General features: G+C 41.2%; 24 protein-coding genes, 2 tRNA genes and 1 riboswitch. Of the genes, 25 read left to right on the plus strand and 1 reads right to left on the minus strand.

What is annotated here, in order from left to right; genetic code table 11:
* Positions 1-73 precede the first annotated feature (73 nt).
* From B9Y89_RS10455 to B9Y89_RS10495, 9 genes are all read left to right on the plus strand, one after another.
* Positions 74-481, plus strand: coding sequence for a DUF350 domain-containing protein (locus tag B9Y89_RS10455; RefSeq protein WP_254901236.1), 408 nt, complete (start codon positions 74-76; stop codon positions 479-481).
* A gap of 328 nt (positions 482-809) precedes the next feature.
* On the plus strand, positions 810-2,492 hold the full coding sequence (locus B9Y89_RS10460; protein WP_085523184.1) for an AMP-binding protein: 1,683 nt from the start codon (positions 810-812) through the stop codon (positions 2,490-2,492).
* 99 nt (positions 2,493-2,591) lie between these two features.
* The gene (locus B9Y89_RS10465) at positions 2,592-3,176 is read left to right on the plus strand and encodes a TetR/AcrR family transcriptional regulator (protein ID WP_085523185.1); all 585 of its coding nucleotides are present in this window, start codon (positions 2,592-2,594) and stop codon (positions 3,174-3,176) included.
* 59 nt (positions 3,177-3,235) lie between these two features.
* Complete coding sequence (locus B9Y89_RS10470) at positions 3,236-4,009, plus strand: enoyl-CoA hydratase (RefSeq protein WP_085523186.1); 774 nt, start codon at positions 3,236-3,238, stop codon at positions 4,007-4,009.
* Positions 4,010-4,033: 24 nt separating this feature from the next.
* On the plus strand, positions 4,034-4,804 hold the full coding sequence (locus B9Y89_RS10475; RefSeq protein WP_085523187.1) for an electron transfer flavoprotein subunit beta/FixA family protein: 771 nt from the start codon (positions 4,034-4,036) through the stop codon (positions 4,802-4,804).
* A 58-nt stretch (positions 4,805-4,862) separates the two neighbouring features.
* The gene (locus B9Y89_RS10480) at positions 4,863-5,837 is read left to right on the plus strand and encodes an electron transfer flavoprotein subunit alpha/FixB family protein (protein ID WP_085523188.1); all 975 of its coding nucleotides are present in this window, start codon (positions 4,863-4,865) and stop codon (positions 5,835-5,837) included.
* 92 nt (positions 5,838-5,929) lie between these two features.
* Entirely contained in the window at positions 5,930-6,244 is a 315-nt protein-coding gene (gene trxA / locus B9Y89_RS10485; RefSeq protein WP_085523189.1) for a thioredoxin, read from the plus strand.
* Between the two features lie 153 nt (positions 6,245-6,397).
* Positions 6,398-8,173, plus strand: coding sequence for an excinuclease ABC subunit UvrC (gene uvrC / locus B9Y89_RS10490; protein ID WP_085523190.1), 1,776 nt, complete (start codon positions 6,398-6,400; stop codon positions 8,171-8,173).
* 58 nt (positions 8,174-8,231) lie between these two features.
* Positions 8,232-8,409, plus strand: a riboswitch (Lysine riboswitch).
* A 112-nt stretch (positions 8,410-8,521) separates the two neighbouring features.
* Complete coding sequence (locus B9Y89_RS10495; RefSeq protein ID WP_085523191.1) at positions 8,522-9,760, plus strand: aspartate kinase; 1,239 nt, start codon at positions 8,522-8,524, stop codon at positions 9,758-9,760.
* 23 nt (positions 9,761-9,783) lie between these two features.
* On the opposite strand, the gene B9Y89_RS10500 is transcribed toward B9Y89_RS10495, so the two are convergent.
* Positions 9,784-10,227: a DUF2507 domain-containing protein gene (locus B9Y89_RS10500; protein WP_176222181.1), complete on the minus strand. Its 444-nt coding sequence runs from the start codon at positions 10,225-10,227 to the stop codon at positions 9,784-9,786.
* A 203-nt stretch (positions 10,228-10,430) separates the two neighbouring features.
* Between B9Y89_RS10500 and B9Y89_RS10505 the strand changes: the two genes are divergently transcribed.
* The 16 genes from B9Y89_RS10505 to lonB all read left to right on the plus strand — a co-directional run bounded on the left by B9Y89_RS10505 (position 10,431) and on the right by lonB (position 25,006).
* Complete coding sequence (locus tag B9Y89_RS10505) at positions 10,431-11,039, plus strand: succinate dehydrogenase cytochrome b558 subunit (protein WP_085523193.1); 609 nt, start codon at positions 10,431-10,433, stop codon at positions 11,037-11,039.
* A gap of 36 nt (positions 11,040-11,075) precedes the next feature.
* Entirely contained in the window at positions 11,076-12,830 is a 1,755-nt protein-coding gene (gene sdhA / locus B9Y89_RS10510; RefSeq protein ID WP_085523194.1) for a succinate dehydrogenase flavoprotein subunit, read from the plus strand.
* Positions 12,831-12,850: 20 nt separating this feature from the next.
* Positions 12,851-13,609, plus strand: coding sequence for a succinate dehydrogenase iron-sulfur subunit (sdhB, locus tag B9Y89_RS10515; protein WP_085523195.1), 759 nt, complete (start codon positions 12,851-12,853; stop codon positions 13,607-13,609).
* Positions 13,610-13,756: 147 nt separating this feature from the next.
* Positions 13,757-13,981 carry a helix-turn-helix domain-containing protein gene (locus B9Y89_RS10520; protein WP_085523196.1) on the plus strand — a complete coding sequence of 75 codons (225 nt, stop codon included), beginning with the start codon at positions 13,757-13,759 and terminating at the stop codon, positions 13,979-13,981.
* A gap of 354 nt (positions 13,982-14,335) precedes the next feature.
* A complete protein-coding gene (locus B9Y89_RS10525) occupies positions 14,336-14,716 on the plus strand; it encodes a MarR family winged helix-turn-helix transcriptional regulator (RefSeq protein ID WP_441351500.1) in 381 nt (126 codons plus the stop codon).
* A 16-nt stretch (positions 14,717-14,732) separates the two neighbouring features.
* The gene (gene racE / locus B9Y89_RS10530) at positions 14,733-15,521 is read left to right on the plus strand and encodes a glutamate racemase (protein ID WP_085523198.1); all 789 of its coding nucleotides are present in this window, start codon (positions 14,733-14,735) and stop codon (positions 15,519-15,521) included.
* Between the two features lie 96 nt (positions 15,522-15,617).
* A complete protein-coding gene (locus tag B9Y89_RS10535; RefSeq protein ID WP_085523199.1) occupies positions 15,618-16,685 on the plus strand; it encodes a GerMN domain-containing protein in 1,068 nt (355 codons plus the stop codon).
* An 80-nt stretch (positions 16,686-16,765) separates the two neighbouring features.
* Positions 16,766-17,503 carry a ribonuclease PH gene (gene rph, locus B9Y89_RS10540; RefSeq protein WP_085523200.1) on the plus strand — a complete coding sequence of 246 codons (738 nt, stop codon included), beginning with the start codon at positions 16,766-16,768 and terminating at the stop codon, positions 17,501-17,503.
* Entirely contained in the window at positions 17,500-18,090 is a 591-nt protein-coding gene (locus B9Y89_RS10545; protein WP_085523201.1) for an XTP/dITP diphosphatase, read from the plus strand. Before rph ends, B9Y89_RS10545 begins: the two co-directional genes overlap by 4 nt.
* Before the next feature lie 2 nt (positions 18,091-18,092).
* The gene (locus tag B9Y89_RS10550; RefSeq protein ID WP_085523202.1) at positions 18,093-18,611 is read left to right on the plus strand and encodes a metallophosphoesterase family protein; all 519 of its coding nucleotides are present in this window, start codon (positions 18,093-18,095) and stop codon (positions 18,609-18,611) included.
* Between the two features lie 154 nt (positions 18,612-18,765).
* Positions 18,766-18,839 (plus strand) — tRNA-Gly (locus B9Y89_RS10555).
* 46 nt (positions 18,840-18,885) lie between these two features.
* Positions 18,886-18,959: transfer RNA gene (locus B9Y89_RS10560), tRNA-Arg, on the plus strand.
* A 132-nt stretch (positions 18,960-19,091) separates the two neighbouring features.
* Positions 19,092-20,108 (plus strand): tetratricopeptide repeat protein, encoded by a 1,017-nt coding sequence (locus B9Y89_RS10565; protein ID WP_176222182.1) that lies wholly within the window; start codon positions 19,092-19,094, stop codon positions 20,106-20,108.
* A gap of 127 nt (positions 20,109-20,235) precedes the next feature.
* A complete protein-coding gene (gene tig, locus B9Y89_RS10570; RefSeq protein ID WP_085523204.1) occupies positions 20,236-21,588 on the plus strand; it encodes a trigger factor in 1,353 nt (450 codons plus the stop codon).
* Between the two features lie 308 nt (positions 21,589-21,896).
* Positions 21,897-23,165 (plus strand): ATP-dependent protease ATP-binding subunit ClpX, encoded by a 1,269-nt coding sequence (gene clpX, locus B9Y89_RS10575; protein ID WP_085523205.1) that lies wholly within the window; start codon positions 21,897-21,899, stop codon positions 23,163-23,165.
* Between the two features lie 176 nt (positions 23,166-23,341).
* Complete coding sequence (gene lonB, locus B9Y89_RS10580) at positions 23,342-25,006, plus strand: ATP-dependent protease LonB (protein ID WP_085523206.1); 1,665 nt, start codon at positions 23,342-23,344, stop codon at positions 25,004-25,006.
* The last annotated feature ends 17 nt before the right edge of the window (positions 25,007-25,023 follow it).

Raw genomic sequence — 25,023 nt, forward strand, 5'->3', positions numbered from 1 at the left:
TACTAAGGCGTTAACACTTTGTTCGTCCAATCTGATGAATATGATAATGATCCAAGTGGAGGTGAGTTGGGCATTGGAATTGATATGGGGAAACCTTTATTTACAGTCACTCGCCTATTATAGTGTGGTTGTATTGTGTATGATTGTATACTTAGCTGTTTTTGAGTTATTGACAAGCTATAAAAATTGGGTGGAAATAAAAAAAGGAAACCTTGCTGTCGCCTTGGCAACGGGAGGAAAAATTTTTGGGATCGCTAATCTATTCCGGTTTTCCATTAACCATAATGAAGTGCTGTTAGATACGATTATACACGGAACATACGGTTTTGTTCTTTTGCTGCTCGGATACTTCATCTTTGAATTTTTAACACCCAGTTTTAAAATTGACAATGAGATTAAAGAGGGAAATACGGCGGTTGGGTTTATTTCAGCCGTGATATCAATTGGATTGTCATTTGTTTTGGGAGCGAGTTTGTCTTAACAGGGAATAAGGAACATCGCTAACAACTCGGGCGTCCTGTTGTATCGCCGATGCTAGCACGTCATGTGCGTTGAAGGGGGATCGCGTTTGGAAACCCTGGCTAAAGTCTTAATTGTATGTTGTATAGGGTTTGGTCTTGCCGGTGTTATATATTTACTCATAGCATAATAAAAGCTTGCATCTATGGTGCAAGCTTTTATATATATAAGTAATTATTTAAAAAATTAGTGCAAAGAGCTATTCAAATGAAAGGGGTTACATTATAATAGAGGATAAGGAATGTGTATAGAAAAAGGGACGGTGTAAAATAAACAAGGAGGTTTAATGCATGGCAAGCTCAAAGAAGTGGCTCGAGCATTATCCTGAATCCGTACCTAAAGACATTGAACTTGATGATTTGTCCTTACATCATTATTTAAAGAAAGCAGCTAACGAGTTTCCAACTAAGTCAGCAATCCATTTTCTTGGAAAGGAGATGACCTATCAAGAGCTTTACAATGATGTGTTGAAATTGGCCTCCCAATTGCAAGCGTTAGGTTTGAAAAAGGGAGAGCGGATATCCGTTATGTTGCCTAATTCCCCACAGGCCGTGATTGCCTATTATGCTGTTTTGGTAGCTGGTGGTGTTGTCGTGCAAACGAATCCTCTATATATGGAGAGAGAACTAGAACATCAGTTGTCAGATTCAGGCTCTAAAATGATGATTTGCATCGATATGGCTTATCCCAAAGTTAAAAACGTACTGCCGAAGACGCAACTCCAAGAGATCATCGTCACAGGTGTTCAAGATTATCTGCCGTTTCCAAAAAACGTGCTATACCCATGGCTGAACAAAAAGAAGTTACAGTCAGCTAAAGAGCAAATAGCGAAGGATCGTGTTCACGCATTCAAAACGCTTGTTGAGAAAGGAACACCATCTGTCACTGAAGTGACCACTAATCCTCGCCAAGATCTGGCATTACTTCAATATACCGGTGGAACAACGGGTTTGGCCAAAGGTGTGATGTTAACCCATCATAATTTAATTGCGAATACGGTTCAATCCCAACATTGGATGTACAAAACGACGTATAGTGAAGAATCGATTCTTGGTATTTTACCTTTCTTTCATGTGTACGGCATGACCATTGTCATGAATTTGTCTATTATGCATGTCTCACGCATGATCATTTTACCCAATTTTGATGCCAAAGAAGTCTTGAAAACGATCCAGAAGCAAAAGCCGACCTTGTTTCCAGGTGCTCCGACAATGTATGTTGGTCTCATTCATCATCCTGATATTCAGCAATATGACCTGTCATCAATTGAAACGTGTATTAGTGGCTCTGCTCCGTTACCCAGGGAAGTTCAACAAAAATTTGAAGATTTGACAGGAGGTCGACTTGTCGAAGGTTATGGCTTAACGGAGGCTGCACCTGTCACTCACTGTAATTTAATATGGGAGGAGAATCGTAAGGGCAGTATTGGCTTGCCGTGGCCAGGTACCGATGCAATGGTTTATGATGATGAGACGGGGCTAGAATGTGACCTCAATACTGTTGGAGAGTTGGCTGTAAAAGGACCACAAGTGATGAAAGGCTATTGGAATCGTCCGGAAGATACAAAAGGGACTTTCCATGAAGACTGGCTTTTGACCGGAGATATGGCTTATATGGATGAAGCAGGTTATTTTTACATCGTTGATCGTAAAAAAGATACGATTTTGGCCGGTGGATTTAACATTTATCCGCGTGAAGTGGAAGAAGTTCTGTATGAACACTCAGCTGTTAAAGAAGCAGCTGTCATCGGCGTTCCGGATGCTTATCGCGGTGAAACGGTTAAAGCTTTTGTTGTTTCTGATGACGGTTACCCTGTTTCAGAAGCCGATCTTGAACAACATTGTCGCAAACATTTAGCTGCCTACAAAATACCACGAATTTATGAATTTAGAGAATCGCTTCCCAAAACGACGGTTGGAAAAGTCCTGAAAAGATCTTTGAATGACGATCAAAAAGGGAAAATGGGCTCATAAAAGGACATAGGAGGCCGGCCTTAACAATTGACCGGGCAGGTATCTTCGTTTATAATAAAATTGAATGATTATTCATTCAGTTGTTAGTGAGGTATAGTCATGGCTGTTAAAAATAAACCGAAGTATCGGAAAATTATTAATGCTGCGGTTAATGTGATTGCTGATAAAGGTTTTTATCAAGCACAAATATCGAAAATTGCCAAGCAAGCCGGCGTCGCTGATGGGACCATTTATTTATATTTTGAAAATAAGGAAGAGTTATTAACTTCTTTGTTTGAAGAAAAAATGGGAGAATTTATTCAAAAGGTTGAAGACGAACTGGCAGGAATTGACGATGTTAAGGAGAAGCTGCTTAAATTAGTATTTATGCATTTTAAATGGCTTGATGAAGATTGGTCTTTAGCAGCCGTCACTCAGTTGGAACTGCGGCAAACGAATAAAAACATCCGGTTGAAAATTAATGATACCTTAAAAGGGTATTTAACGCTGATCGATAACATTATTAAAACTGGCCAAGAACAGGGACTGTTTAGAGATTATTTGGATGTAAGACTAGCCAGGCAGATGATCTTTGGGACTATGGATGAAACGGTTACTAATTGGGTGATTAATGAGCATCGTTATCCATTGTTAGACTTGGCCCATCCTGTTGTAGATTTGTTAATAAATGGACTGAGAAAATAATGGTCCATTTACTATATACACATTTTGAAAGCGGTTTATATAGAAAGGAAGTGGTGGGAATGACGGTTCTATCATGGCGATTAGAAGAAAACGTGGCCATTGTTACCCTAAATCGCCCCCCGGCAAATGCTATAGCATCAAGTGTTATAAAAGAACTCGCGGAAACATTTACTGAGATTGAAGCGAGGTCTGAAGCTAAGGTTGTCGTGCTACATGGTAAGGGACGGTTTTTTTCTGCTGGAGCCGATATAAAAGAATTGACGACTTTGCAAGAGGATAGGGGGGTCAAGGGTCTAGCTAAGGAAGGTCAAGATGTCTTTAATAGGATTGAAAATTTTAAGAAACCGGTTATTGCTGCTATTCATGGAGCAGCTCTTGGCGGTGGTCTAGAATTGGCGCTGGCTTGTCATATTAGAATTGCTTCAGATAATGCCAAACTTGGATTACCCGAAATGCAATTGGGCTTAATTCCGGGATTTGCCGGCACTCAGAGACTCTCACTTCGCATAGGAACTCCTAGAGCCACGGAAATGGTTATGATCGGCGATCCCATATCTGGAAAGATGGCCTACGAATGGGGGCTCGTCAATCGGGTTGTTTCTGAGGAACAATTAATAGATGAAGCTATGAATTTAGCGAACAAAATTGCTGAAAAGAGTGCAATTTCTCTCTCTTATGGATTAGAGTGTTTATCTTATGCCCGGCTAGGACGTTTTGAAGAGGGTATGAAGATTGAGGCAGAGCATTTTGGAGATATTTTCAATACCCATGATGCTAAGGAAGGGATTCAAGCATTTATTGAAAAACGATCACCTGAATTTAAAGATCATTAATCGTTAGGAAGGATGGGAAAAAAGATGAATTTATTTGTCATTATGAAGCGCACGTTTGATACGGAAGAAAAAATTATCATTGAAGATGGACACATTTCAGATGACGATGCCCAGTTTATCATCAATCCGTATGATGAGTATGCTATTGAAGAAGCGATTCAACTGCGTGAAGCTCACGGGGGAGAGGTTACCGTCGTCACTATTGGCGATGAAGATGCTGAAAAAGAACTAAGAACGGCACTCGCGATGGGGTGTGACAAAGCCGTTTTAATTGAGAATGAGGATGTGGATGATTATGATCAGACATCAACATCTGAGATTTTAAAGGCTTATTTCAAAGATAAAGACTACGATTTGATCTTAGGCGGTAATGTTTCTAATGATCAAGGATCCGGTCAAATCGGGCCGCGCCTAGCTGAGAATCTAGGCATCGCACACGTATCGACCATTGTTAATCTTGAGACTGATGGTCAAACAGCAACCGTTGAACGTGATGTTGAAGGAGATGCTGAAATCATCGAAGTAGACCTTCCTCTTGTATTAACTGCTCAACAAGGATTAAATGAACCGCGCTATCCATCCTTGCCTGGTATTATGAAGGCAAAGAAAAAACCACTGGAAAATTTGGAATTAGATGACTTGGATTTAGATGAAGATGATGTTGAAGGAAAGACAAAAACCATTGAGGTGTTTTTACCTCCGGAAAAGACAGCTGGACGTGTGCTTGAAGGTGAGGTTGAGGACCAAGCAAAAGAACTTGTTCAACTTTTAAGAACGGAAGCTAAAGTCATATAACAGGAATACCTGTACGTCACAATGTAGTAAAAATGATTATAGAGGGAGGACGATGAACATGACACGAAAAACGCTCGTATTAGCAGAAGTCCGTGACGGCCAAGTGAGACAAGTCTCTTTTGAAGCAATTGCTGCTGCGAAACAAATTGCTGGCAATGGTGAAGTTGTTGCTGCGGTTTGTAGTGATGCCGCAAGAGAATTAGCCCCTATATTAGGGCATTATGGTGCGGATCGGGTTCTGACTGTTGAAGATGATGAATTGAAATATTATACACCAGATGCTTATAAGCAAGCCCTTAGTCAACTTATCGCAGCCGAAGCGCCTGAGGCCATTGTTATCGGGCATACAGCGATGGGGAAAGACTTATCAGCAGGACTGGCAGCGCGACTGAACGCGGCATTGATTTCTGATGTAACCAGCATTGATAGCGCGGAAGATCTTGTCTTCACGAGACCGATATATTCAGGAAAAGCGTTCGAGAAGAAAACCTTTAAAGATGATTTTACATTTATTACAATCCGTCCTAATAATATTGGTAGTCTTGAGAAAGATGAATCCCGAGACGTGTCCATTGAAGCGTTTGATGTTGCGATTTCAGACCTTCGAACAACGATTAAAGATATTGTTAAGAAGACATCCTCAGGTGTCGATTTATCTGAAGCTAAAGTCATTGTTTCCGGTGGCCGTGGCGTTAAAAGTGAAGAAGGATTCGAGCCTCTAGAAGAGCTTGCGGGTATTCTAGGAGGTGCGGTCGGGGCTTCCAGAGGGGCTTGCGATGCTCAGTATTGTGATTACTCATTACAAATTGGTCAAACTGGAAAAGTCGTCACACCCGATTTATATATTGCATGTGGTATATCGGGGGCGATTCAACATCTCGCAGGGATGTCTAATTCCAAAATTATTGTTGCTATAAATAAGGATCCAGAGGCGAACATCTTTAACGTCGCTGATTACGGTATTGTTGGTGATCTGTTCGAAGTGGTTCCGTTGTTGACCCAATATTTCAAAGAAGTCCTCCAAGAAGCTTAATCTTAGTGTAAGTTGAGTTGATAGCATAACCTATAAGATGATGATATACTTCTTAACGAATTAGATATTGCTTTTTTAAAGGAGGCAAATTCATGGCAATTGTTACTGTCGATGATCAAAACTTCGCTGAAGCAACTTCAAGTGATGTCGTTCTAGCTGATTTTTGGGCACCGTGGTGTGGACCTTGTAAGATGGTTGCACCAGTATTGGAAGAAATCAGTGAGGAAATGGGCGATAAGGTTAAAATTGCTAAATTGAACGTTGATGAAAACCAAGAAACGGCGAGTCAATACGGTGTTATGAGCATTCCAACGCTCATCTTGTTTAAAGACGGTGAAGTCGCTGATAAAGTTGTTGGTTTCCAGCCAAAAGAAAAATTAGTTGAACTTATCGAGAACCATCAATAATCTATTGTTTGAAAAGCTTGGGACCTTAGGGTTTCAAGCTTTTTTTGGTGAATAGCGTCAATATTTCTCGGGAAATGCTGAAATTGTTAAAGACTCGTTCTTTATATGTTATGATTTATAACGATAAGCTTAAAAAGAAGGAAATGAACGTCCATGAATCCAATCAAAGCAAAATTATCACTGCTTCCTAATAAGCCGGGTTGTTATCTCATGAAGGATCGCTTTGAACAAGTGATTTATGTAGGCAAAGCCATGAAATTAAACAATCGTGTTCGTTCCTACTTTACGGGTAGCCATGATACAAAAACGCAGAGGCTCGTTAGTGACATCGTTGACTTTGAATACATTGTGACGTCATCAAATATTGAAGCTCTTATACTCGAAATGAATTTAATTAAAGAACACGAGCCGAAATATAATGTTCTCTTAAAGGATGACAAAAGTTATCCATATATAAAATTGACTAATGAACGTCATCCACGGTTAATCATCACTCGAAACGTTAAAAAAAATAGCGGTCGTTACTTTGGCCCTTATCCTAATGTGACCGCGGCGCAGCAAACGAAGAAACTTTTGGATCGGTTATATCCGTTGCGTAAGTGCCGGACGCTGCCTGATCGTGTATGTTTGTATTACCATATTGGGCAATGTATGGCTCCTTGTGTGTTTGATGTTCCTAAAGAAACGTACGAGGATATGACTCAAGATATCATTCGGTTCTTAAATGGAGGCCATCAAGATATAAAAAAAGATTTATATAAGAAGATGGAAGATGCTTCTACGAACTTGAATTTTGAGCGAGCTAAAGAGCTCCGAGATCAAATTCAACATATAGAGACCGTGATGGAAAAGCAAAAAATGATGTTTAAAGATTATCAGGATCGTGATGTTTTCAGTTATGCTTATGACAAAGGTTGGATGTGTGTTCAAGTCTTTTTTGTTCGTCAGGGTAAGTTAATTGAAAGAGATGTGTCGACTTTCCCGTTTTACCAAACGCCTGAGGAAGACCTAATGACTTTTATCGGACAGTTTTATATGCATCAGAATCATCTTAAACCGAAAGAAATTCTTGTACCAGCCAATATTGATGCAGCTGGGCTGGAACAAATGTTAGAAGTCAGAGTCCACCAGCCGCAAAAAGGCCGCAAAAAAGAACTCGTCGATTTGGCTGAGCAAAATGCCAAAATTGCTTTGGATGAAAAATTCGCCTTGATTGAAAAAGAACAAGAACGGACAATCCACGCGGTAGAACAATTAGGAGATTATTTAAATATTCCTGCACCTAGAAGGATTGAAACCTTCGATAATTCTAATATTCAAGGTGTTAACCCAGTCTCCGCCATGGTCGTCTTTGAGGATGGTAAGCCGAATAAGAAACTTTATAGAAAATATAAAATTAAGACCGTGGAAGGTCCCGATGATTATGCGACAATGAAAGAAGTCATCAGACGGCGCTATTCAAGGTTGCTTAAAGAGAATGCCGCACTACCTGACATGATTTTAGTGGATGGTGGTAAAGGGCAATTGTCGGCAGCTCAAGATGTTTTAAAGAATGAACTTGGTCTTACAATATTGGTGTGCGGTTTGGTCAAGGATGACAAGCACAAAACGTCTGATCTTCTATTAGGGGATCCGCCTGAAATAGTTAAACTTCCTAGAAACGGGCAGGCTTTTTATTTATTACAACGGATTCAAGATGAAGTCCACAGGTTTGCTATTTCTTTTCACCGTCAAATCAGAGATCAAAGTATGTCAAAGTCCATTCTTGATGATGTCCCGGGAATCGGTCCTAAGCGAAAACAGACGTTATTAAAAACATTTGGCTCTGTTAAAAAAATGAAGGAAGCATCACTTCAGGAATTAATCCATGCGGGATTGCCAAAAAATACGGCTGAAGGTTTACAGAAATATTTTTCAGAAAATGATTAGTAGCCTTGTGTCAGAGATGGTCTTTTGTTATAATTCTCATAATTTAATAGTTGATATCAACAAAGGTAGAGGCGCAAACTTCATCAGTAGCTGTTTTAGGAAACCCAAGTTCCGATGACCAGCAGTGAAAGGGTTGTTTGCCGAAGCCGATGACGTGCTCGGATCACTCATCTAAGCTGGCCTTGTGCTAAAGAAGTACAGGGCTGTCACACATAGTGTGGAGAACTATCTTTCCTGTCTGTTATGGAAACAGTCATAACAACGGTGAAGATAATTCTTCACCGTTGTTTTATTAGGATGACGATTCTAGATTGACTTATCATTAACAAAGTGAAAAGAGGTTTTGGCATGTCGACGACAGTCATGAAATTTGGGGGCACTTCGGTGGGGAGCGTGGATAAGATCAGACACGTTGCTCAGCGGATTGTCCAGCTTATCGAAGCGGGAGACCGCGTAGTAACCGTTGTGTCAGCGATGGGGAAAACAACGGACAATCTTGTGGAAATGGCTGACCAAATCACACAACAACCTGATAAGCGTGAAATGGATATGTTGCTATCGACGGGTGAGCAACAAACGATCGCCTTATTATCAATGTGTTTACGAGATATGGGCTATTCTGCAATTTCATTAACAGGTTGGCAAGCAGGGATCACGACTGAAGCGATGCATGGAAATGCACGCATTGAAGATATACGAGCGGATGCCATTGAACATCACCTTGATGAAGGTAAAGTTGTTATTGTTGCTGGATTCCAAGGGATGACAAGTGACGGGCAAATTACGACATTGGGTAGAGGGGGATCAGATACGACGGCCGTTGCGGTTGCAGCCGCCATTCAAGCGGATCGTTGTGATATTTGCACCGATGTGCCGGGCGTCTTTACAACAGATCCTAGGTATGTTGATCAAGCTACGAAATTAGATGAAATCACTTACGATGAAATGCTAGAGCTGGCTAATTTAGGTGCCGGCGTTTTGCATCCGAGGTCAGTTGAAAATGCCAAAACATTTCAGGTCCCTTTGATGGTGCGCTCAAGTTTTAGCGAGGAAGAGGGAACAATGATTAAGGAGAGGATCATGATGGAAAAGGCACCAAGTGTTCGCGGTTTGGCGTTTCAAAAAGATGTTACCAAATTGACGATTATAGGTTTACCAGCTGGTTACACTGCGTTATCTGAAGTCTTTACGACGTTGGCCAATCAAGGGATTGATGTGGATATTATTATTCAAAATGCAGGTGACGAAGCTAAAGGAGCCCTATCATTTACTATCAATACAGAAGAATTGGAAATCGCGTTTGCTGCTCTTGAAAACAAGGTTGATGCCATCCAGTATCAAAAAATAGATGTAGAATCCGGACTTGTTAAAGTTTCTATTGTGGGATCAGGCATGGTTTCAAATCCTGGTGTGGCTGCGCAAATGTTTAGTGCATTGTCTGAAAATCAGGTTCCCGTGAAAATGGTCAGTACGTCCGATATTAAGATATCTACGGTTGTTGATGCACAATATCTACAAGAATCCTTGAATATTTTGCATGAGACATTCCAATTATCTGAAAATACAGCAGAGGCCGTCATAAAATAAGAGCGGATTATGAATCATCCGCTCTACTTAATTACGGTATCCTTGGAATCCCATTTGATTTGTAATAAAACCTTGGGAATCTTCCCTTTGTTAAAATCGTAATGGCATTCAGTTATACATTGCTTATGTTCTTGAAACTGTTGAGCTAAAAAACCCGCTTCAAGGGCAAAACTTACATTGTTATAGAATTCTATCCGTTTTTGTATAAGTTCGGAAGCCAATTCATAGGTGGCCTCGTTTTTGTTTTGTTTTTGTAGAACCAAAGTCCCGAAAGCCAGATCGCTAAACAACGAAGGGAGTTCTTCAATTGATTTCACTGGGTGTCGGCTGGCAAGTTTTCGTCCGGCCCAGTATAGAATTTCATTAGTATCATTTCCGAGTAAATCAGGGATAAGTTCACTTCGCAAAAACTCGTAGCCTAATGCTGGTACTGTGAGCGGCTGGTGTTGATTATCAGGTGAATCCACGATCTCATCGACTCCTTTTCGGATTCCATTATACCTTTTTATATTCTATGGAGCCATAATGAATTTTCACAAAGAAGATTTGCGCTATCTTGACTGGAAATTTATACAGGAGTACAATATAAAATGTTACATATGATAATTTTTAAATCTAGCGTATATGGTACCTTCCAAATGCGGAAATTGTGAAAGAAGGGGGAATTATAATGGCTCAAAGAAGGGATTTTGTTAATCGTCGAATACACTCCTTATTGGGAGTTATTCCGATCGGGATATTTCTAATCGTACACCTTACAGTCAACTACTTTGCGGTTAGGGGACCTGAGGCATTTAATGAAGCATCACGTTTTATGGAAGAATTACCTTATTTGATTTTCTTGGAAATCGTTATCATTTACCTGCCAATTTTGTTTCATGCCATTTATGGAATTTATATTGCTTTCCAGGCAAAAACAAACTTGAATAATTATGGTTATTTCCGCAACTGGTTGTTCTTCATACAACGTTGGACAGGCCTGTTCCTAGTGATTTTTCTTGCTTGGCACATCTGGGAGACAAGAATTGCTCATGCGCTAGGTGATTCACTTAATTTTGAGATGATGCAGGATATTCTTGACAATCCATTTATGATTGTGTTTTATGTCGTTGGTGTTTTAGCAACTGTCTTTCACTTTTCCAACGGATTATGGTCATTCCTCGTTACATGGGGCGTTGTTGTCACACCAAAGTCGCAAAAAATAACTACATATGTGACCATCATTATTTTTGTTTTATTATCCATTGTTGGATTACGAGCTATCTTCGCATTCGTTTAATCCAAGAAATAGCTATGAAGTAGGGAGTGTGCCAGTATGAGTGACAAAAGGATAATTATAGTCGGTGGCGGACTGGCCGGACTGATGGCCACCATTAAAGCTGCTGAAGCCGGGATAACGGTTGATTTATTTTCATTAGTTCCTGTTAAACGCTCTCATTCAGTTTGTGCACAAGGCGGTATTAATGGTGCTGTTAATACCAAAGGCGAAGGAGATTCACCTTGGGAGCATTTTGACGATACGGTATATGGCGGTGACTTTCTTGCCAATCAAGCACCGGTTAAAGCAATGTGCGAAGCTGCGCCCGGCATTATTCACTTGTTTGATCGTATGGGCGTCATGTTCAACCGGACACCTGAAGGACTATTGGACTTTAGACGTTTTGGTGGTACCCAACATCATCGGACAGCCTATGCAGGAGCAACAACAGGACAACAGCTTTTATATGCTTTGGATGAGCAAGTTCGCCGCTATGAAACGGCTGGCTTGGTTAACAAATATGAATATTGGGAATTTTTGTCCGCTGTTTTAGATGATGAACAAGTCTGCCGTGGAATTAATGCGCAGAATATGCATTCTATGGAGATTGAGACATTTAAAGCGGATGCTGTCATTCTTGCAAGCGGCGGTCCTGGCATTGTATATGGGAAATCAACGAACTCTGTAATCAATACAGGGACAGCAGCATCGGCCGTTTATCAACAAGGCGTTTACTATGCTAATGGTGAATTCATTCAGATTCATCCAACAGCGATCCCAGGTGATGATAAACTTCGTCTGATGAGTGAGTCAGCACGGGGTGAAGGTGGACGCATTTGGACTTATAAAGACGGTGAACCGTGGTACTTCCTTGAGGAAATGTACCCTGCTTATGGCAATCTAGTGACACGTGATGTTGCCACAAGGGCCATTTTTGATGTTTGCGTGAATCAGAAGCTCGGCATTAACGGGGAAAATATGGTATACCTTGACTTATCCCATAAAGACCCTGAAGAATTGGATGTTAAGCTAGGCGGAATTATAGAAATTTATGAGAAATTTACGGGAGACGATCCGAAAAAGGTACCTATGAAAATTTTCCCTGCCGTTCACTATTCAATGGGCGGTATGTGGGTTGATTATAATCAAATGACCAACATTCCTGGCCTGTTTGCTGCAGGCGAATGTGATTATAGCCAACACGGCGCTAACCGTTTAGGTGCCAATTCCCTGTTGTCATCCATCTATGGCGGTATGGTTGCCGGTCCGAATGCGGTTGATTATATCAATGGTTTGGAGAAAACGACTGAAGATATTGATTCACATGTTTATGAAGAATCTAAGCAAAAAGAACAAGAGCAGTTTAATAAAATTATGAACATGGATAGCGGTGACGAGAATGCTTACGCCATCCATAAAGAGCTAGGCGAAATCATGACGGATTACGTCGGGGTTGTTCGCGAAAACGAAAAACTGCTTAAGGCAGATGAGAAAATTCAAGAATTAATGAAGCGATATGAAAACATCAATATTAATGATACATCGAAGTGGAGTAACCAAGCAGCATCCTTTACTCGCCAACTTTGGAATATGTTGCAATTGGCACGTGTCATTGCACTTGGTGCTTACAATCGAAATGAAACGCGCGGCGCTCATTATAAACCAGAATTCCCTGACCGTAACGATGAAGATTGGTTGAAAACAACCAAAGCGAAATTTAACGCAGAGAAGAATGGTCCAGATTTTGAATATGAAGAAGTCGATACGTCTTACATTACGCCGCGTAAACGTGACTACTCACAGAAAAAGTAAGCTTTAAGGGGGTTTAAGAAGTGAGTGAAAATAAAACGGTACGATTTATTGTGTCCCGACAGGATGAACCGCAAGCGTCCCCTTACGAAGAATCGTTTGATGTCACCTATAAAACGAATATGAATGTTATATCAGCATTGATGGAAATTCGCAGGAATCCTGTGAATGCCAACGGTGAGAAAACCACACCGCCACAATGGGAGATGGGATGCTTAGAGGAAGTCTGCGGTGCTTGTTCAATGGTTATCAACGGCAAACCACAACAAGCGTGTACGGCACTGGTTGATCAACTTGAACAACCTGTTCGTCTAGAACCAATGCGGACCTTCCCAGTTGTTCGTGATTTGGCTGTGGATCGCAGTCGCATGTTTGATGCTTTGAAACAAGTGAAAGCATGGATTCCAATTGACGGCACCTACGATTTGGGGCCAGGTCCACGTATGGCTGAATCCAAACGACAGTGGGCCTATGAATTATCGAAATGTATGACTTGTGGTGTCTGTTTGGAAGCGTGTCCGAATGTTAATGATAAATCAGACTTTATCGGACCATTTGCCTTTTCACAAGTTGAATTAAAGAATGCGCATCCAACAGGTGAAATGAACAAAGCAGAACGCTTAAACAGCTTCATGGAAGAAGGTGGCATTCAAGGCTGTGGTAACTCTCAAAACTGTGTTCAGTCTTGTCCGAAAGGTATTCCACTAACAACATCGATTGCTGCTATTAATCGTCAGTCAAATATTCAAGCATTTAAAAATTTCTTTGGTGATCGTGATTAAGACTTTGAGAAGCCCTCTTTGGAGAAGGGGGCTTCTTTTATTTGCCCTAGAACCCAGTGATGTCACAGGTTGGATTGATTATACATAGAATATCTTGACTAAACACCTTCCTCACGGCTCTTTCAGTTGAGCAAGGAGGGGGAATTGTTGAAAGAAGGCTTCCATCGACCCAAGCCATTGCTAACAAAAAGAGAACGAGAAGTATTTGAACTACTCGTTCAAGACCAAACAACGCGTGAAATAGCAAAAGCACTTTTTATTAGTGAGAAAACTGTTCGCAACCATATCTCCAATACAATGCAGAAATTAGGAGTGAAAGGGCGTTCACAAGCAGTTGTTGAACTTTTGCGTCTTGGCGAACTGGAGTTATAAGTCACGACCGGCTTTCCAAAGCGAAAGCCGGCTTGATTTACCTGGAGTTTAGGGCCATTCATAGAAGTGAATCGTTCAGCGTTCCCAAAGACCGTGGCGTTATTGGCTGAACATCTTCACTTCAGATGACCTTCCTACATTAGTCAACGTTCCAATGCTAGACCTGGTTTTACCAGGTTTTTTACAATTTAGTATAAACTCATTAACGCCAGCGTCAATTAACAGTCTGATATGTTAAAATAACGTTATCTTGTGGCTCACTAAAGTATAGGAGGCATGAACGTGGTTGACGCGACAGGAATAGATAAGGCTTCTATAGCTGAGATTGAGAAACAGTTGAGATACATATCAGCAATGATCAAAGAAACAGGCCGGCAAATGTTAATTGACTATGATATTAATCCTCTTCAATTTATTGCCTTACAATGGATATCCGATGAGGATGGCATGACCATTGGTGAATTATCACAGAGAATGTATTTGGCATTTAGTACAACAACGGATCTAGTTGATCGGATGGAAGATAAGGAACTCGTTGAGAGAAATAAAGATCAAGATGATAAACGGGTCGTAAGAATTCATCTTTTGCCGAAAGGTTATGAAACGATTACGTCTGTAATTACTAAACGCCAAGAATACTTGGCTGACCATATTCATGTCTTAGCCAAAGAAGAACGAATGGGCTTTGAGGCCGGGTTAGATCGTTTGTTTAAGGAAATAAAAAAAGATTTATAGATAAAGAGGCGGTTTTTTGAATCAACCAATTGGTGTTATAGATTCAGGTGTGGGTGGAATCACTGTTGCTAAAGAGATCATCAGGCAACTCCCCAATGAAGAAATCATCTATCTAGGGGATACTTTACGATGCCCCTATGGTCCGAGATCATCAGATGAGGTCAGGATGTTTACATGGCGAATGATCAGGCACCTTATTCAGGAAGATATTAAAATGTTAGTGATTGCTTGTAATACAGCAACAGCTGTCGCTTTTGAAGAGATTAGGAATTCCCTACCCATTCCAGTGATCGGGGTTGTCCACCCAGGTGCACGAACGGCGATGAAGGTTACCCGGCATTATTCGGTTGGTATTATCGGTACGAGTGGTACCATTCGCAGCCAAGCCTATAATCATGCCTTGGAAACTATCTCAGATGAAGTGTCCATTTCCAGTATGGCTTGTCCCCCATTTGTTCCTTTGGTCGAGTCAGGTGAATTAACGAGTGATAGAACAAGAACGATTGTAAGCCAGCAATTGGCTCCATTAAAGGACAAGGAAATCGATACTTTGATCTTAGGCTGTACGCATTATCCATTGTTGCGGCCAATGATTCAAGAAGTTATGGGTGATGATATCAAGTTGATTGACTCTGGTGAAGAAACAGCGCGGGAAATCAGCACCATTCTTTACCACAAGGGATTATTAGCGGATCATCATAAGCCTAACCATCGATTTTACACAACGGGTGCAAAGCAAATGCTTGCATTGATTGCATCTCAATGGCTGCACGTAAATCCGAATGTTAAAACTGTGCAAATATAACCCCCAATTTTGATTGGTGGGTTATATTTTTTTGGTCTATTTTTGAGATATGGCTCGTATATATCATAGTACAAACTGTCAGAGGAGGGTCCTACCATGCGATTTAAAAATAAGTCATGGTTAGCGGCGTTAGTTCTAATTTGCTCGGTGGTCCTATCGGGTTGTGTTTTCCAAGATGAAGACGCCGGCAACATTAAGCCAAAACCAGATGTAGATGTGGTTAAAAAGGATGATAAGAATCAGGCGACAAGTGATTCGTCTGCTAAAAAAGAGGATACAGCAACGGCCAAACGTCAACTCTATTTGGTAGACAAAAATGGCCATGTCAGTCCGCAAATTGTTCAGTTGCCTGTTCCTGAGTCCAATACCGTAGCTGAACAGGTTGTTAAAAATCTTGTGATTGATGGCCCCGTTAGCAATAAGGTACCTGATGGTTTTCGGGCAACATTGCCAGCAGGAACGCAGGTCAACGGAATTAATATTAAAGAAGACGGTACAGCCGTTGTCGATTTATCATCAGAATTCAAGAACTATAAGGCAGAAAATGAGGATAAAATTTTGCAATCAATGGCATGGTCATTAACGCAATTTGATTCCATTGACAAAGTTAAACTTCGCGTTGACGGCGTTGCTTTAAAAACAGCGCCCCGCAATAAAACCCCGATTGCGGATGGAATCACAAGAGCAGATGGGATTAACACTCAATTGGGAAATGTCACAGATGTGACCAACAGTGACAGTGTAACGGTCTACTATATGGCGCAGAACAAAGACGATTTTTATTACGTTCCTGTGACACAAAGAGTCCAAATGGATGAAAGCACGAGTGAAGCCGCTGCAGCTGTTAAAGCGATGACCAATGGTCCTGTAGGCACTAAGGGATTGTTATCACCTTTTGGCGATCGTGTTGAATTGGCGTCTAAGCCGGTTGTGAAAGATGGGGTCTTGACTTTGAATTTCAATTCTGAATTTTATACAGATCCTAAAACAAAAACCGTTAGTGGCCAAGCAGTGGACACACTCGCCCTATCCTTAATCAAAAATGAATCAAATGTGAAAAAACTTTCCATTAAAGTTGAAGGCAGTCAAAAAGTCACGACAGAATCCGGTCAAAAGCTGACGGAACCTGTAACGGTTCCATCTGTTAACAAAATGGGTGTATAAGAAATGAAGCACCTAAATATGTTATATTTATAGAGGTGGCTTAAGCCACCTCTTTTCATATTAAGTTTAGGAGGACTAACATGAGGGTAGATGAACGAACGTATAATCAATTAAGACATGTACATATTGAGCCGGATTTTGTTATCCATCCTGAGGGATCGGTATTAATAACGTTTGGACAAACGAAGGTGATTTGCAACGCCTCAATTGAGGATCGGGTGCCGCCGTTTATGCGTGGAAAAGGTAAAGGCTGGGTCGCAGCGGAATATAGTATGCTGCCGCGAGCAACGCAACAAAGAAATATTCGTGAAGCGGCCAAGGGGAAAATTGGTGGCAGAACGATGGAAATTCAAAGATTGATTGGTCGTTCATTACGTTCCGTGGTTGATTTATCGTTAACTGGTGAGCGAACGATTTGGATAGATTGCGATGTGATTCAAGCTGACGGAGGAACACGGACTGCAGCGATCACTGGCGGATTTGTAGCTATGGTACTGGCTTTGAAACGTGCTGTGGCCAACAAAAAAATATCTCAGATGCCGGTTAAATCGTATCTTGCTGCGGTGTCTACGGGTGTACATGCCAAACATGGCACCATTCTTGATCTTTGCTATGACGAAGATTCAACGGCAGACGTTGATATGAATGTCGTCATGACGGAAGACGGAGATTTTGTTGAATTGCAGGGGACAGGTGAAGAGGCTACTTTTTCCCGGCAGCAGATGGATGATATGCTGGTTTTAGCTGAAAAGGGCATCAAGGAACTGATCAGTTATCAAAAAGAAATTACAGGTCCTCTTGACGGTGATGCGAAATGACAGGTGTTATCATTGCCTCAAGTAATCAAGGAAAGATAGCTGAGTTTAGGGATTTGTTGGGAGTCGATTTTCACCCGCTTAGTGAGATGCCCGATCCGATTGAGGTTGAAGAAACGGGGACAACGTTTCACGCCAACGCCCGACTCAAGGCTGAAACAATTGCTGAACGGTATGGCACTGTAACGTTGGCTGATGATTCCGGTTTAGTTGTCGACGCTTTAGATGGTAGACCGGGCGTGTATTCAGCGCGCTATGCTGGTGAAGAGAAGAATGACAGGCGGAATCTTGAGAAAGTGTTAAGTGAATTAAAAGGTGTTCCAAAGGAAAAGCGAACCGCCCGCTTTTATTGTGTCATTGCCTTGTCGATTCCTGGTGGGACAACCCATTTTGCGACTGGAACTTGTGAAGGATATATCATTCATCAACCGACAGGAACCCATGGGTTTGGTTATGACCCAATATTTTATGTCCCTGAACAAATGAAGACATTGGCAGAATTGACAAGCGATCAAAAAAACAAAATCAGCCATCGAGCAGAAGCGATGCAAGATTTGAAGAAACATTGGCAAGAGTGGATGGAGGGATAGCAGTGAAGCTTTTATTAACGAGTGACAGTCATGGTATGGAAGATGAATTATTGACGCTATATGACCGGCACAAGGATGATGTCTCTGATTATCTTCATGCGGGCGATTCGGAACGGCAGCCTGATAGTCCGGAAATGAAACCATACAAGGCTGTTCAAGGGAACTGTGATTTTCCAGACGGTGCTTATCCAAACCATAGGGTTGAATCCTATGGTGACCATCGTTTACTTATTACTCACGGACATCTGTATCGGATTAAGATGACTGCAATGCCATTGTATTATAAGGCACAGGAAACTGAATCTACAATTGTTTGCCATGGTCATTCTCATGTTGCTGGTGCGTATCAAGAAGGGGGCGTCATCTTCATCAATCCCGGCAGTTTAAGATTGCCGAGAGAGCGTCCAGAACAGACTTATGCCATACTAGACATTCAGGAAAGCAAGGTATCCATTCAATTTCTTAATATTGATGGGGATGAGGTTTCCGATCTTTCTTGCCAATTTGAATTAAGAACTTAAAAATAGGTTGACATACTGACGAAGTTTAGGTATATTAATAATTGTCGCTGTTACAGCATGCGCGCGCGTTGCTATTGCGATTGAAGAAAGTTGCACAGCACAACGATGAAAATTTAGCAAGGAAGCCAATTCGACGTAGTGAAATTTTCAATAAGCGGGTGTAGTTTAGTGGTAAAACAAGAGCCTTCCAAGCTCTGGTCGTGGGTTCGATTCCCATCACCCGCTCCATTTATTTGTTTAAAAACGTCTGTGTATAAAAATGATGTAATGGTATGTCCCAGTAGCTCAGTAGGATAGAGCAACAGCCTTCTAAGCTGTGGGTCGCAGGTTCGAATCCTGCCTGGGACACTAGTCAAAAACGCCTTCCATATCAGATTGATATCTGATATGGAAGGCGTTTTTTTGTATGTCTATTTTAACTTGCCATGTTTTTTTCTTTCCTGCTAAACTATAGAAAGCAATTGGAAAGAGGCGATGTCTGTGGCTGAACATGATCAGGATAATGTAATCCCGTTTCCTAATCTTGAAGACAAGCTTTTGAATAAAGCAATAGACCTCATGCAGAACAAACATTATCAGGAGGCTTTGCCGTTATTTGAACAGCTACATTCCGTTAATGATCATCATTCGCAAGCGGCCTATGGTTTGGCGGTCTGTTATGTGGAATTGGGAGCATACGAGGAAGCGCGAAATTTGACGCAGGACATGTTGAAAACAGATACAGGAAATTATTATGATGTGCTCCAGCTTCATCTAACGGTTCTTATTCAGCAACGACAATACCGGGAGGCTGCTCAATATATAAGAGCTGTTATTGATGAAGAAGAGGTTCCTGTCGATATACGTCAAACTTTGAATCAGTTGGCTTATTTTGCTGAACAACGAATGAATGAACCGGGTCAAGTTGATGAATCATCGAAAGCACCAGATGGTATTTCCTATGATACCATGTCAGTTGATATTGACCGCTTATTAAATGGTGATAGACAAGATCAATGGTTAGGTGTACGTCGCGCGTTCGAGCATTTAAATCCGCTGGTTTTGGAAAAAATTCTAGCTTTCTTAACTTGGGAACAGGGGGATCCTTTTTTAAAAAGCAGTATTATTAAGGAATTGAAGCATGTTGGTTATAATGATCCTGTTAATATTTACAAATTAGGTCAAACTTGGACGATCAATCCTTCACAGGATGAAGATTGCTATGAGAAGCTTCAGGTGGCGGTGACCGAAGTACTGCAGACGTGGCTTGAATCAGAGAATCCTGTTTTTTATCAACAGGCTTTGCAAGTTTGGGAGCATTTTATGATCGGCGTCTTTCCCGTGACCCTTGCGCCTGAAAATTCGTTGGTATGGGCTTTAGCTGTCATGGATTATACGCACCAAGTCAACGGTGTTGAATATGAGCGCCAGCGATTTTACGATCAATCTAATGTTGATTTCACTGAGACCGATGTTGATCAAGCGTTAGAGAAGCTTAGGGAAATAGAGGAGCATTAAAACGTAAGTATGAATAGCATCTCTGATTTTAGTTTTTAAAACTATTATTTGTTATGTTATACTAAAATGGTTGTGAAACAATGTGCGCAAAATTAAGTATGAACATAGATGTTGGAGGTAAGAATATATGGATGTAAATGCAAATTGGGAAAAACAAGAGGGCAACCAAGGTGTCCTTACTTTCGAAGTGAGTGCGGATGAATTCAATGACGCATTGGATCAAGCTTTCAAAAAGGTTGTTAAAGACGTTAACGTACCGGGATTCCGTAAAGGTAAAGTCCCGCGGTTCATTTTTGAACAACGCTTTGGTGTTGAGTCACTTTATCAAGATGCCGTTGACATTGTTTTACCACATGCTTATTCGCACGCGGTTGAAGATGCGGGTATTGAACCTGTCGACCGTCCGGATGTTGACATAGATGGTGACATTGAAAAAGGTCAAAAAGTTTCATTTAAAGCGAACGTTACGGTTAAGCCGGAAGCTGAACTTGGGGAATATAAAGGTCTTGAGGTTGAAGAGCAGGACACTGAAGTTACTGATGAAGAAGTTGATCAGGAAATCAGCCAACTTCAAGAACGTTATGCAGAATTGGCTGTCAAAGAAGACGGCGCCATTGAAAACGGTGATACTGCCGTTATGGATTTCGAAGGTTTTGTAGATGGTGAAGCGTTTGAAGGCGGTCAAGCGGAAAACTATTCTCTTGAAATTGGATCTAATCAATTCATCCCTGGTTTTGAAGAACAACTCATTGGTATGCAAACCGGCGGTGAAAAAGATGTTGTTGTCACATTCCCTGAAGATTATCATGCTGAAGAATTAAAGGGGAAAGAAGCGACATTTAAAGTGAAAGTTCATGAAATCAAGACTAAAGAACTGCCAGAACTTGATGATGAATTTGCAAAAGATGTCGACGAAGAAGTTGAGACGTTCGATGAACTCAAAACCAAGACAAAGAACCGGCTACAAGAACAAAAGGACACAACCGCAGATACCAATCGCCGTGACGCTGTTGTTGAACAAGCCACAGCGAATGCCAGCATCGAAGTCCCTGAAGCCATGATTGACAGCGAATTGGATCGTATGGTTCAAGAGTTTGAACAACGCATTCAATCCCAAGGTATTACAATGGATATGTATTATCAATTTGCTGGAACTGATAAAGACGGTTTACGTGAACAAATGAAAGATGACGCTGAAAAACGCGTTCGCGCGAATTTAACGCTTGAGGCGATTGCCGAAGCCGAAAATATTGAGGTTAGCGAAGACGAAGTCGAAGATGAACTTAAGCAAATGTCTGAAAGCTATAATATTGAAGTCGATCAAATCAAACAAATGCTGCAAATGCAAGGTGGCACCGATGCGCTTAAAGGTGATTTGAAAACCCGAAAAGCGATTGACTTATTGCTTGAGCATAGTCAAGTGGTTGAACCAAAATCCTCCGATGATGCCACCGTTGAAGCTGAAGCGACAGAAGAATAATGACCGACTTAACAAAAAAATAATTGCACACGTTGTGCATCTTAAGAAACAAGGCTCGTTACGTGCCTTGTTTCTTACAACATATTCTCTTTAATCATTTTCATGAACGATACATAAAAATATAAAGGTAATTATTTTATCATCACCAATGTTTTGTGATACAATGCGTACATAACAAAGGCAAAAGACCCATAAGATGTGTAGTACACTAATCTTGACAAAAACATAAATTCGTTTGATTGTAAATAAAGTTTCATACTCAAGCAATGTTGGATTGCTTAACACTTGTACGTATTAGGGGTGAAAACATGTTTAAATTTAATGAAGAAAAAGGACAATTGAAATGTTCCTTTTGTGGAAAGACTCAGGATCAAGTCCGTAAGCTCGTTGCTGGACCAGGTGTTTATATCTGTGATGAATGTATAGAATTGTGTACAGAAATCGTTGAAGAAGAACTTGGTGTTGAAGAGGAAACAGAGTTTAAAGACCTTCCAAAACCGCAGGAAATTCGCAACATTCTTGAAGATTATGTCATTGGCCAAGATGAAGCCAAAAAGAATTTATCAGTGGCTGTCTATAATCACTATAAACGTGTCAATGCTACGCAGAAGAGTGATGATGTCGAGTTATCAAAAAGTAACATCGTGATGATGGGTCCAACCGGTAGCGGTAAAACATTATTGGCGCAAACCATGGCACGTATCTTGAATGTCCCGTTTGCGATTGCGGATGCCACGTCCCTTACAGAAGCTGGTTATGTTGGTGAAGACGTTGAGAACATTTTGCTCAAACTCATCCAAGCGGCCGATTATGACGTTGAAAAAGCCGAAAAAGGGATTATTTACATTGATGAAATCGATAAAGTTGCCCGGAAGTCTGAGAATCCTTCCATTACCCGGGATGTTTCCGGTGAGGGTGTTCAGCAAGCGTTGTTAAAGATTATTGAAGGTGCAACTGCCAGTGTCCCCCCTCAAGGCGGGCGTAAACATCCACACCAAGAATTTATCCAAATCGATACAACGAATATTCTATTTATTTGCGGCGGAGCCTTTGATGGAATTGAACAGATTGTCAAACGCCGTCTTGGTAAGAAAGTTATTGGCTTTGGTGCTGATTCGAAGCAACAAAATATGGATCGTGATGATTTCCTTAAACGGGTCCTCCCTGAAGACTTACTTAAATATGGCTTGATTCCAGAATTTATCGGTCGTCTTCCTGTCGTGTCAAGTTTGGAAGAGCTTGATGAGGAAGCCCTTGTTGAAATTCTTACTCAACCAAAGAATGCGCTTGTTAAGCAATACAAAAAATTACTGGAACTTGACGATGTTGAGCTTGAATTCCAGGATGAAGCGCTTCGGGCCATCGCTCGAGAGGGTATTGAAAGGAAAACAGGTGCCAGGGGTCTGAGATCCATTATTGAAGGTATCATGCTTGATGTGATGTATGATTTACCTTCAAGAGATGATATTGAAAAATGCATTATTACAAAAGATACTGTTGAAGGTAATACACGCCCGACTTTGGTTATGGATGACGGTACTGTTATTGAAAATGAAACACCAAAGGAAAGTGCATAAGAGAATCAATAGGCGACGGCTGTCCCAGAATACGGGGACAGCCGTTTTTTTTTGAGGCAGTGTTTTTAATCCACTAATTTCTGAATGAACCCGTCCATTAACTTTCGAAGTTTTGTTTAGTCTAAGGGATGTTCGGAGACACTATGCGCAGAAGACGACTTCAGGAGGTATGGACATTGAACTGGACATCGGTACTGTTGATTGTACAGTTATTTTTTGGTGTGATTATCGGCCTTTATTTTTGGAATCTCCTTAAAAATCAACGGACGCAAAAAGTATCTATTGATAAAGAATCCAAGAAAGAAATGGAACAATTGCGTAAGTTACGAAGTATATCTTTGACGGAGCCATTAGCTGAACGCGTCCGCCCCCAAGGCATGGACGATATTGTCGGTCAGCAGGATGGCATTGAAACGTTGCGTGCCGCTCTATGTGGGGCCAATCCCCAGCATGTACTGATTTATGGTCCCCCAGGGGTAGGTAAAACTGCAGCTGCCAGGTTGGTTTTGGAAGAAGCGAAGAGAAACTTTCAATCACCATTCCAAAGAGATGCTGTGTTTGTTGAACTAGACGCAACCACAGCTCGTTTTGATGAAAGAGGTATCGCAGATCCTTTGATTGGTTCAGTCCATGACCCGATTTACCAAGGTGCTGGAGCTATGGGGCAGGCCGGCATACCACAGCCGAAGCAAGGCGCCGTTACACATGCTCATGGTGGCATGCTATTTATTGATGAGATCGGTGAACTGCATCCTATTCAAATGAATAAGCTGTTAAAAGTATTAGAAGATCGGAAAGTTTATCTGGAAAGTGCGTATTATAATGAAGAAAACAACCAAATTCCAGATCATATTCATGACATTTTTCAAAAAGGACTTCCTGCCGATTTTCGAATGATCGGGGCGACAACGCGTTCACCGGAGGATATTCCACCTGCAATTCGTTCCCGCTGCTTAGAAGTTTACTTTAATGAACTGTCAAATAACGATATTCAACAGATTTCTAAAAAGGCAGCTAATAAACTGCAGATTCGTCTCAATGACGCTTGTATCAATAAGATCTCAGAGTATGCTAAAAGTGGTCGTGAAGCGGTTAATATTATGCAAATCGCTGCTGGTATTGCCATGTCACGGAAGTCAGAACATATAGAAGAAGCTGATGTTGAATGGGTTATTCACTCCAGTCAACTGCCTCCTAAGCCCAACAAAAAGGTTCATAATGAACCAGTTGTTGGTTTAGTAAATGGACTGGCTGTATATGGTCCTAATCGAGGAGCGTTACTTGATATTGAAGTGACAGCAACGAAAGGCCGTAAAGGCAGCCTAACGATCACAGGCATTGTTGAAGAAGAATCGATGGGGTCGAACAGCAAATCAATTAGGCGTAAGAGTCTTATCAAAAGTTCGGTTGAGAATGTATTGACAGTCCTCAACCAAATGGGTGTTCGTGCCCATCAATATCACTTACATGTGAACTTTCCAGGAGGAGCCCCTGTCGATGGTCCGTCAGCAGGGATAGCAATTGCCACGGCTGTCTACTCGGCAATCAAAAATAGACCTATTCAAAATACTGTTGCTATGACGGGTGAATTGAGTATTCATGGTGCAGTAAAACCGATTGGCGGTGTAGTTGCCAAAGCTCAAGCTGCAAAGGATGCTGGTGCAAAAACGGTGATTATTCCGGAAGACAATCAGCAGGCCATCCTTCAAAACATTGAAGGTATTCAAATTATCGCTGCCAGTCGTCTAACGGATGTTCTGACCCATGCTTTGGCACCCTCTTCTGAGGATGAAAGCAGTATACCTGCGAGTCAATTTCAATCATCGCGAGAATCCGTTTAAGGTTGCCTATAGTTAGA

The sequence above is a fragment of the Tuberibacillus sp. Marseille-P3662 genome (assembly GCF_900178005.1).
Classification (GTDB): domain Bacteria; phylum Bacillota; class Bacilli; order Bacillales; family Sporolactobacillaceae; genus Marseille-P3662.

Excerpts from the sequence above, each read along its gene's own strand:
- trxA (WP_085523189.1), top strand. The coding sequence starts at position 5,930 with ATGGCAATTGTTACTGTCGATGATCAAAACTTCGCTGAAGCAACTTCA.
- B9Y89_RS10475 (WP_085523187.1), top strand. The coding sequence starts at position 4,034 with ATGAATTTATTTGTCATTATGAAGCGCACGTTTGATACGGAAGAAAAA.
- B9Y89_RS10460 (WP_085523184.1), top strand. The coding sequence starts at position 810 with ATGGCAAGCTCAAAGAAGTGGCTCGAGCATTATCCTGAATCCGTACCT.
- clpX (WP_085523205.1), top strand. The coding sequence starts at position 21,897 with ATGTTTAAATTTAATGAAGAAAAAGGACAATTGAAATGTTCCTTTTGT.
- B9Y89_RS10465 (WP_085523185.1), top strand. The coding sequence starts at position 2,592 with ATGGCTGTTAAAAATAAACCGAAGTATCGGAAAATTATTAATGCTGCG.
- B9Y89_RS10470 (WP_085523186.1), top strand. The coding sequence starts at position 3,236 with ATGACGGTTCTATCATGGCGATTAGAAGAAAACGTGGCCATTGTTACC.
- B9Y89_RS10505 (WP_085523193.1), top strand. The coding sequence starts at position 10,431 with ATGGCTCAAAGAAGGGATTTTGTTAATCGTCGAATACACTCCTTATTG.
- sdhA (WP_085523194.1), top strand. The coding sequence starts at position 11,076 with ATGAGTGACAAAAGGATAATTATAGTCGGTGGCGGACTGGCCGGACTG.
- B9Y89_RS10480 (WP_085523188.1), top strand. The coding sequence starts at position 4,863 with ATGACACGAAAAACGCTCGTATTAGCAGAAGTCCGTGACGGCCAAGTG.
- B9Y89_RS10525 (WP_441351500.1), top strand. The coding sequence starts at position 14,336 with ATGATCAAAGAAACAGGCCGGCAAATGTTAATTGACTATGATATTAAT.
- uvrC (WP_085523190.1), top strand. The coding sequence starts at position 6,398 with ATGAATCCAATCAAAGCAAAATTATCACTGCTTCCTAATAAGCCGGGT.
- B9Y89_RS10545 (WP_085523201.1), top strand. The coding sequence starts at position 17,500 with ATGACAGGTGTTATCATTGCCTCAAGTAATCAAGGAAAGATAGCTGAG.
- rph (WP_085523200.1), top strand. The coding sequence starts at position 16,766 with ATGAGGGTAGATGAACGAACGTATAATCAATTAAGACATGTACATATT.
- tig (WP_085523204.1), top strand. The coding sequence starts at position 20,236 with ATGGATGTAAATGCAAATTGGGAAAAACAAGAGGGCAACCAAGGTGTC.
- B9Y89_RS10495 (WP_085523191.1), top strand. The coding sequence starts at position 8,522 with ATGTCGACGACAGTCATGAAATTTGGGGGCACTTCGGTGGGGAGCGTG.
- B9Y89_RS10535 (WP_085523199.1), top strand. The coding sequence starts at position 15,618 with ATGCGATTTAAAAATAAGTCATGGTTAGCGGCGTTAGTTCTAATTTGC.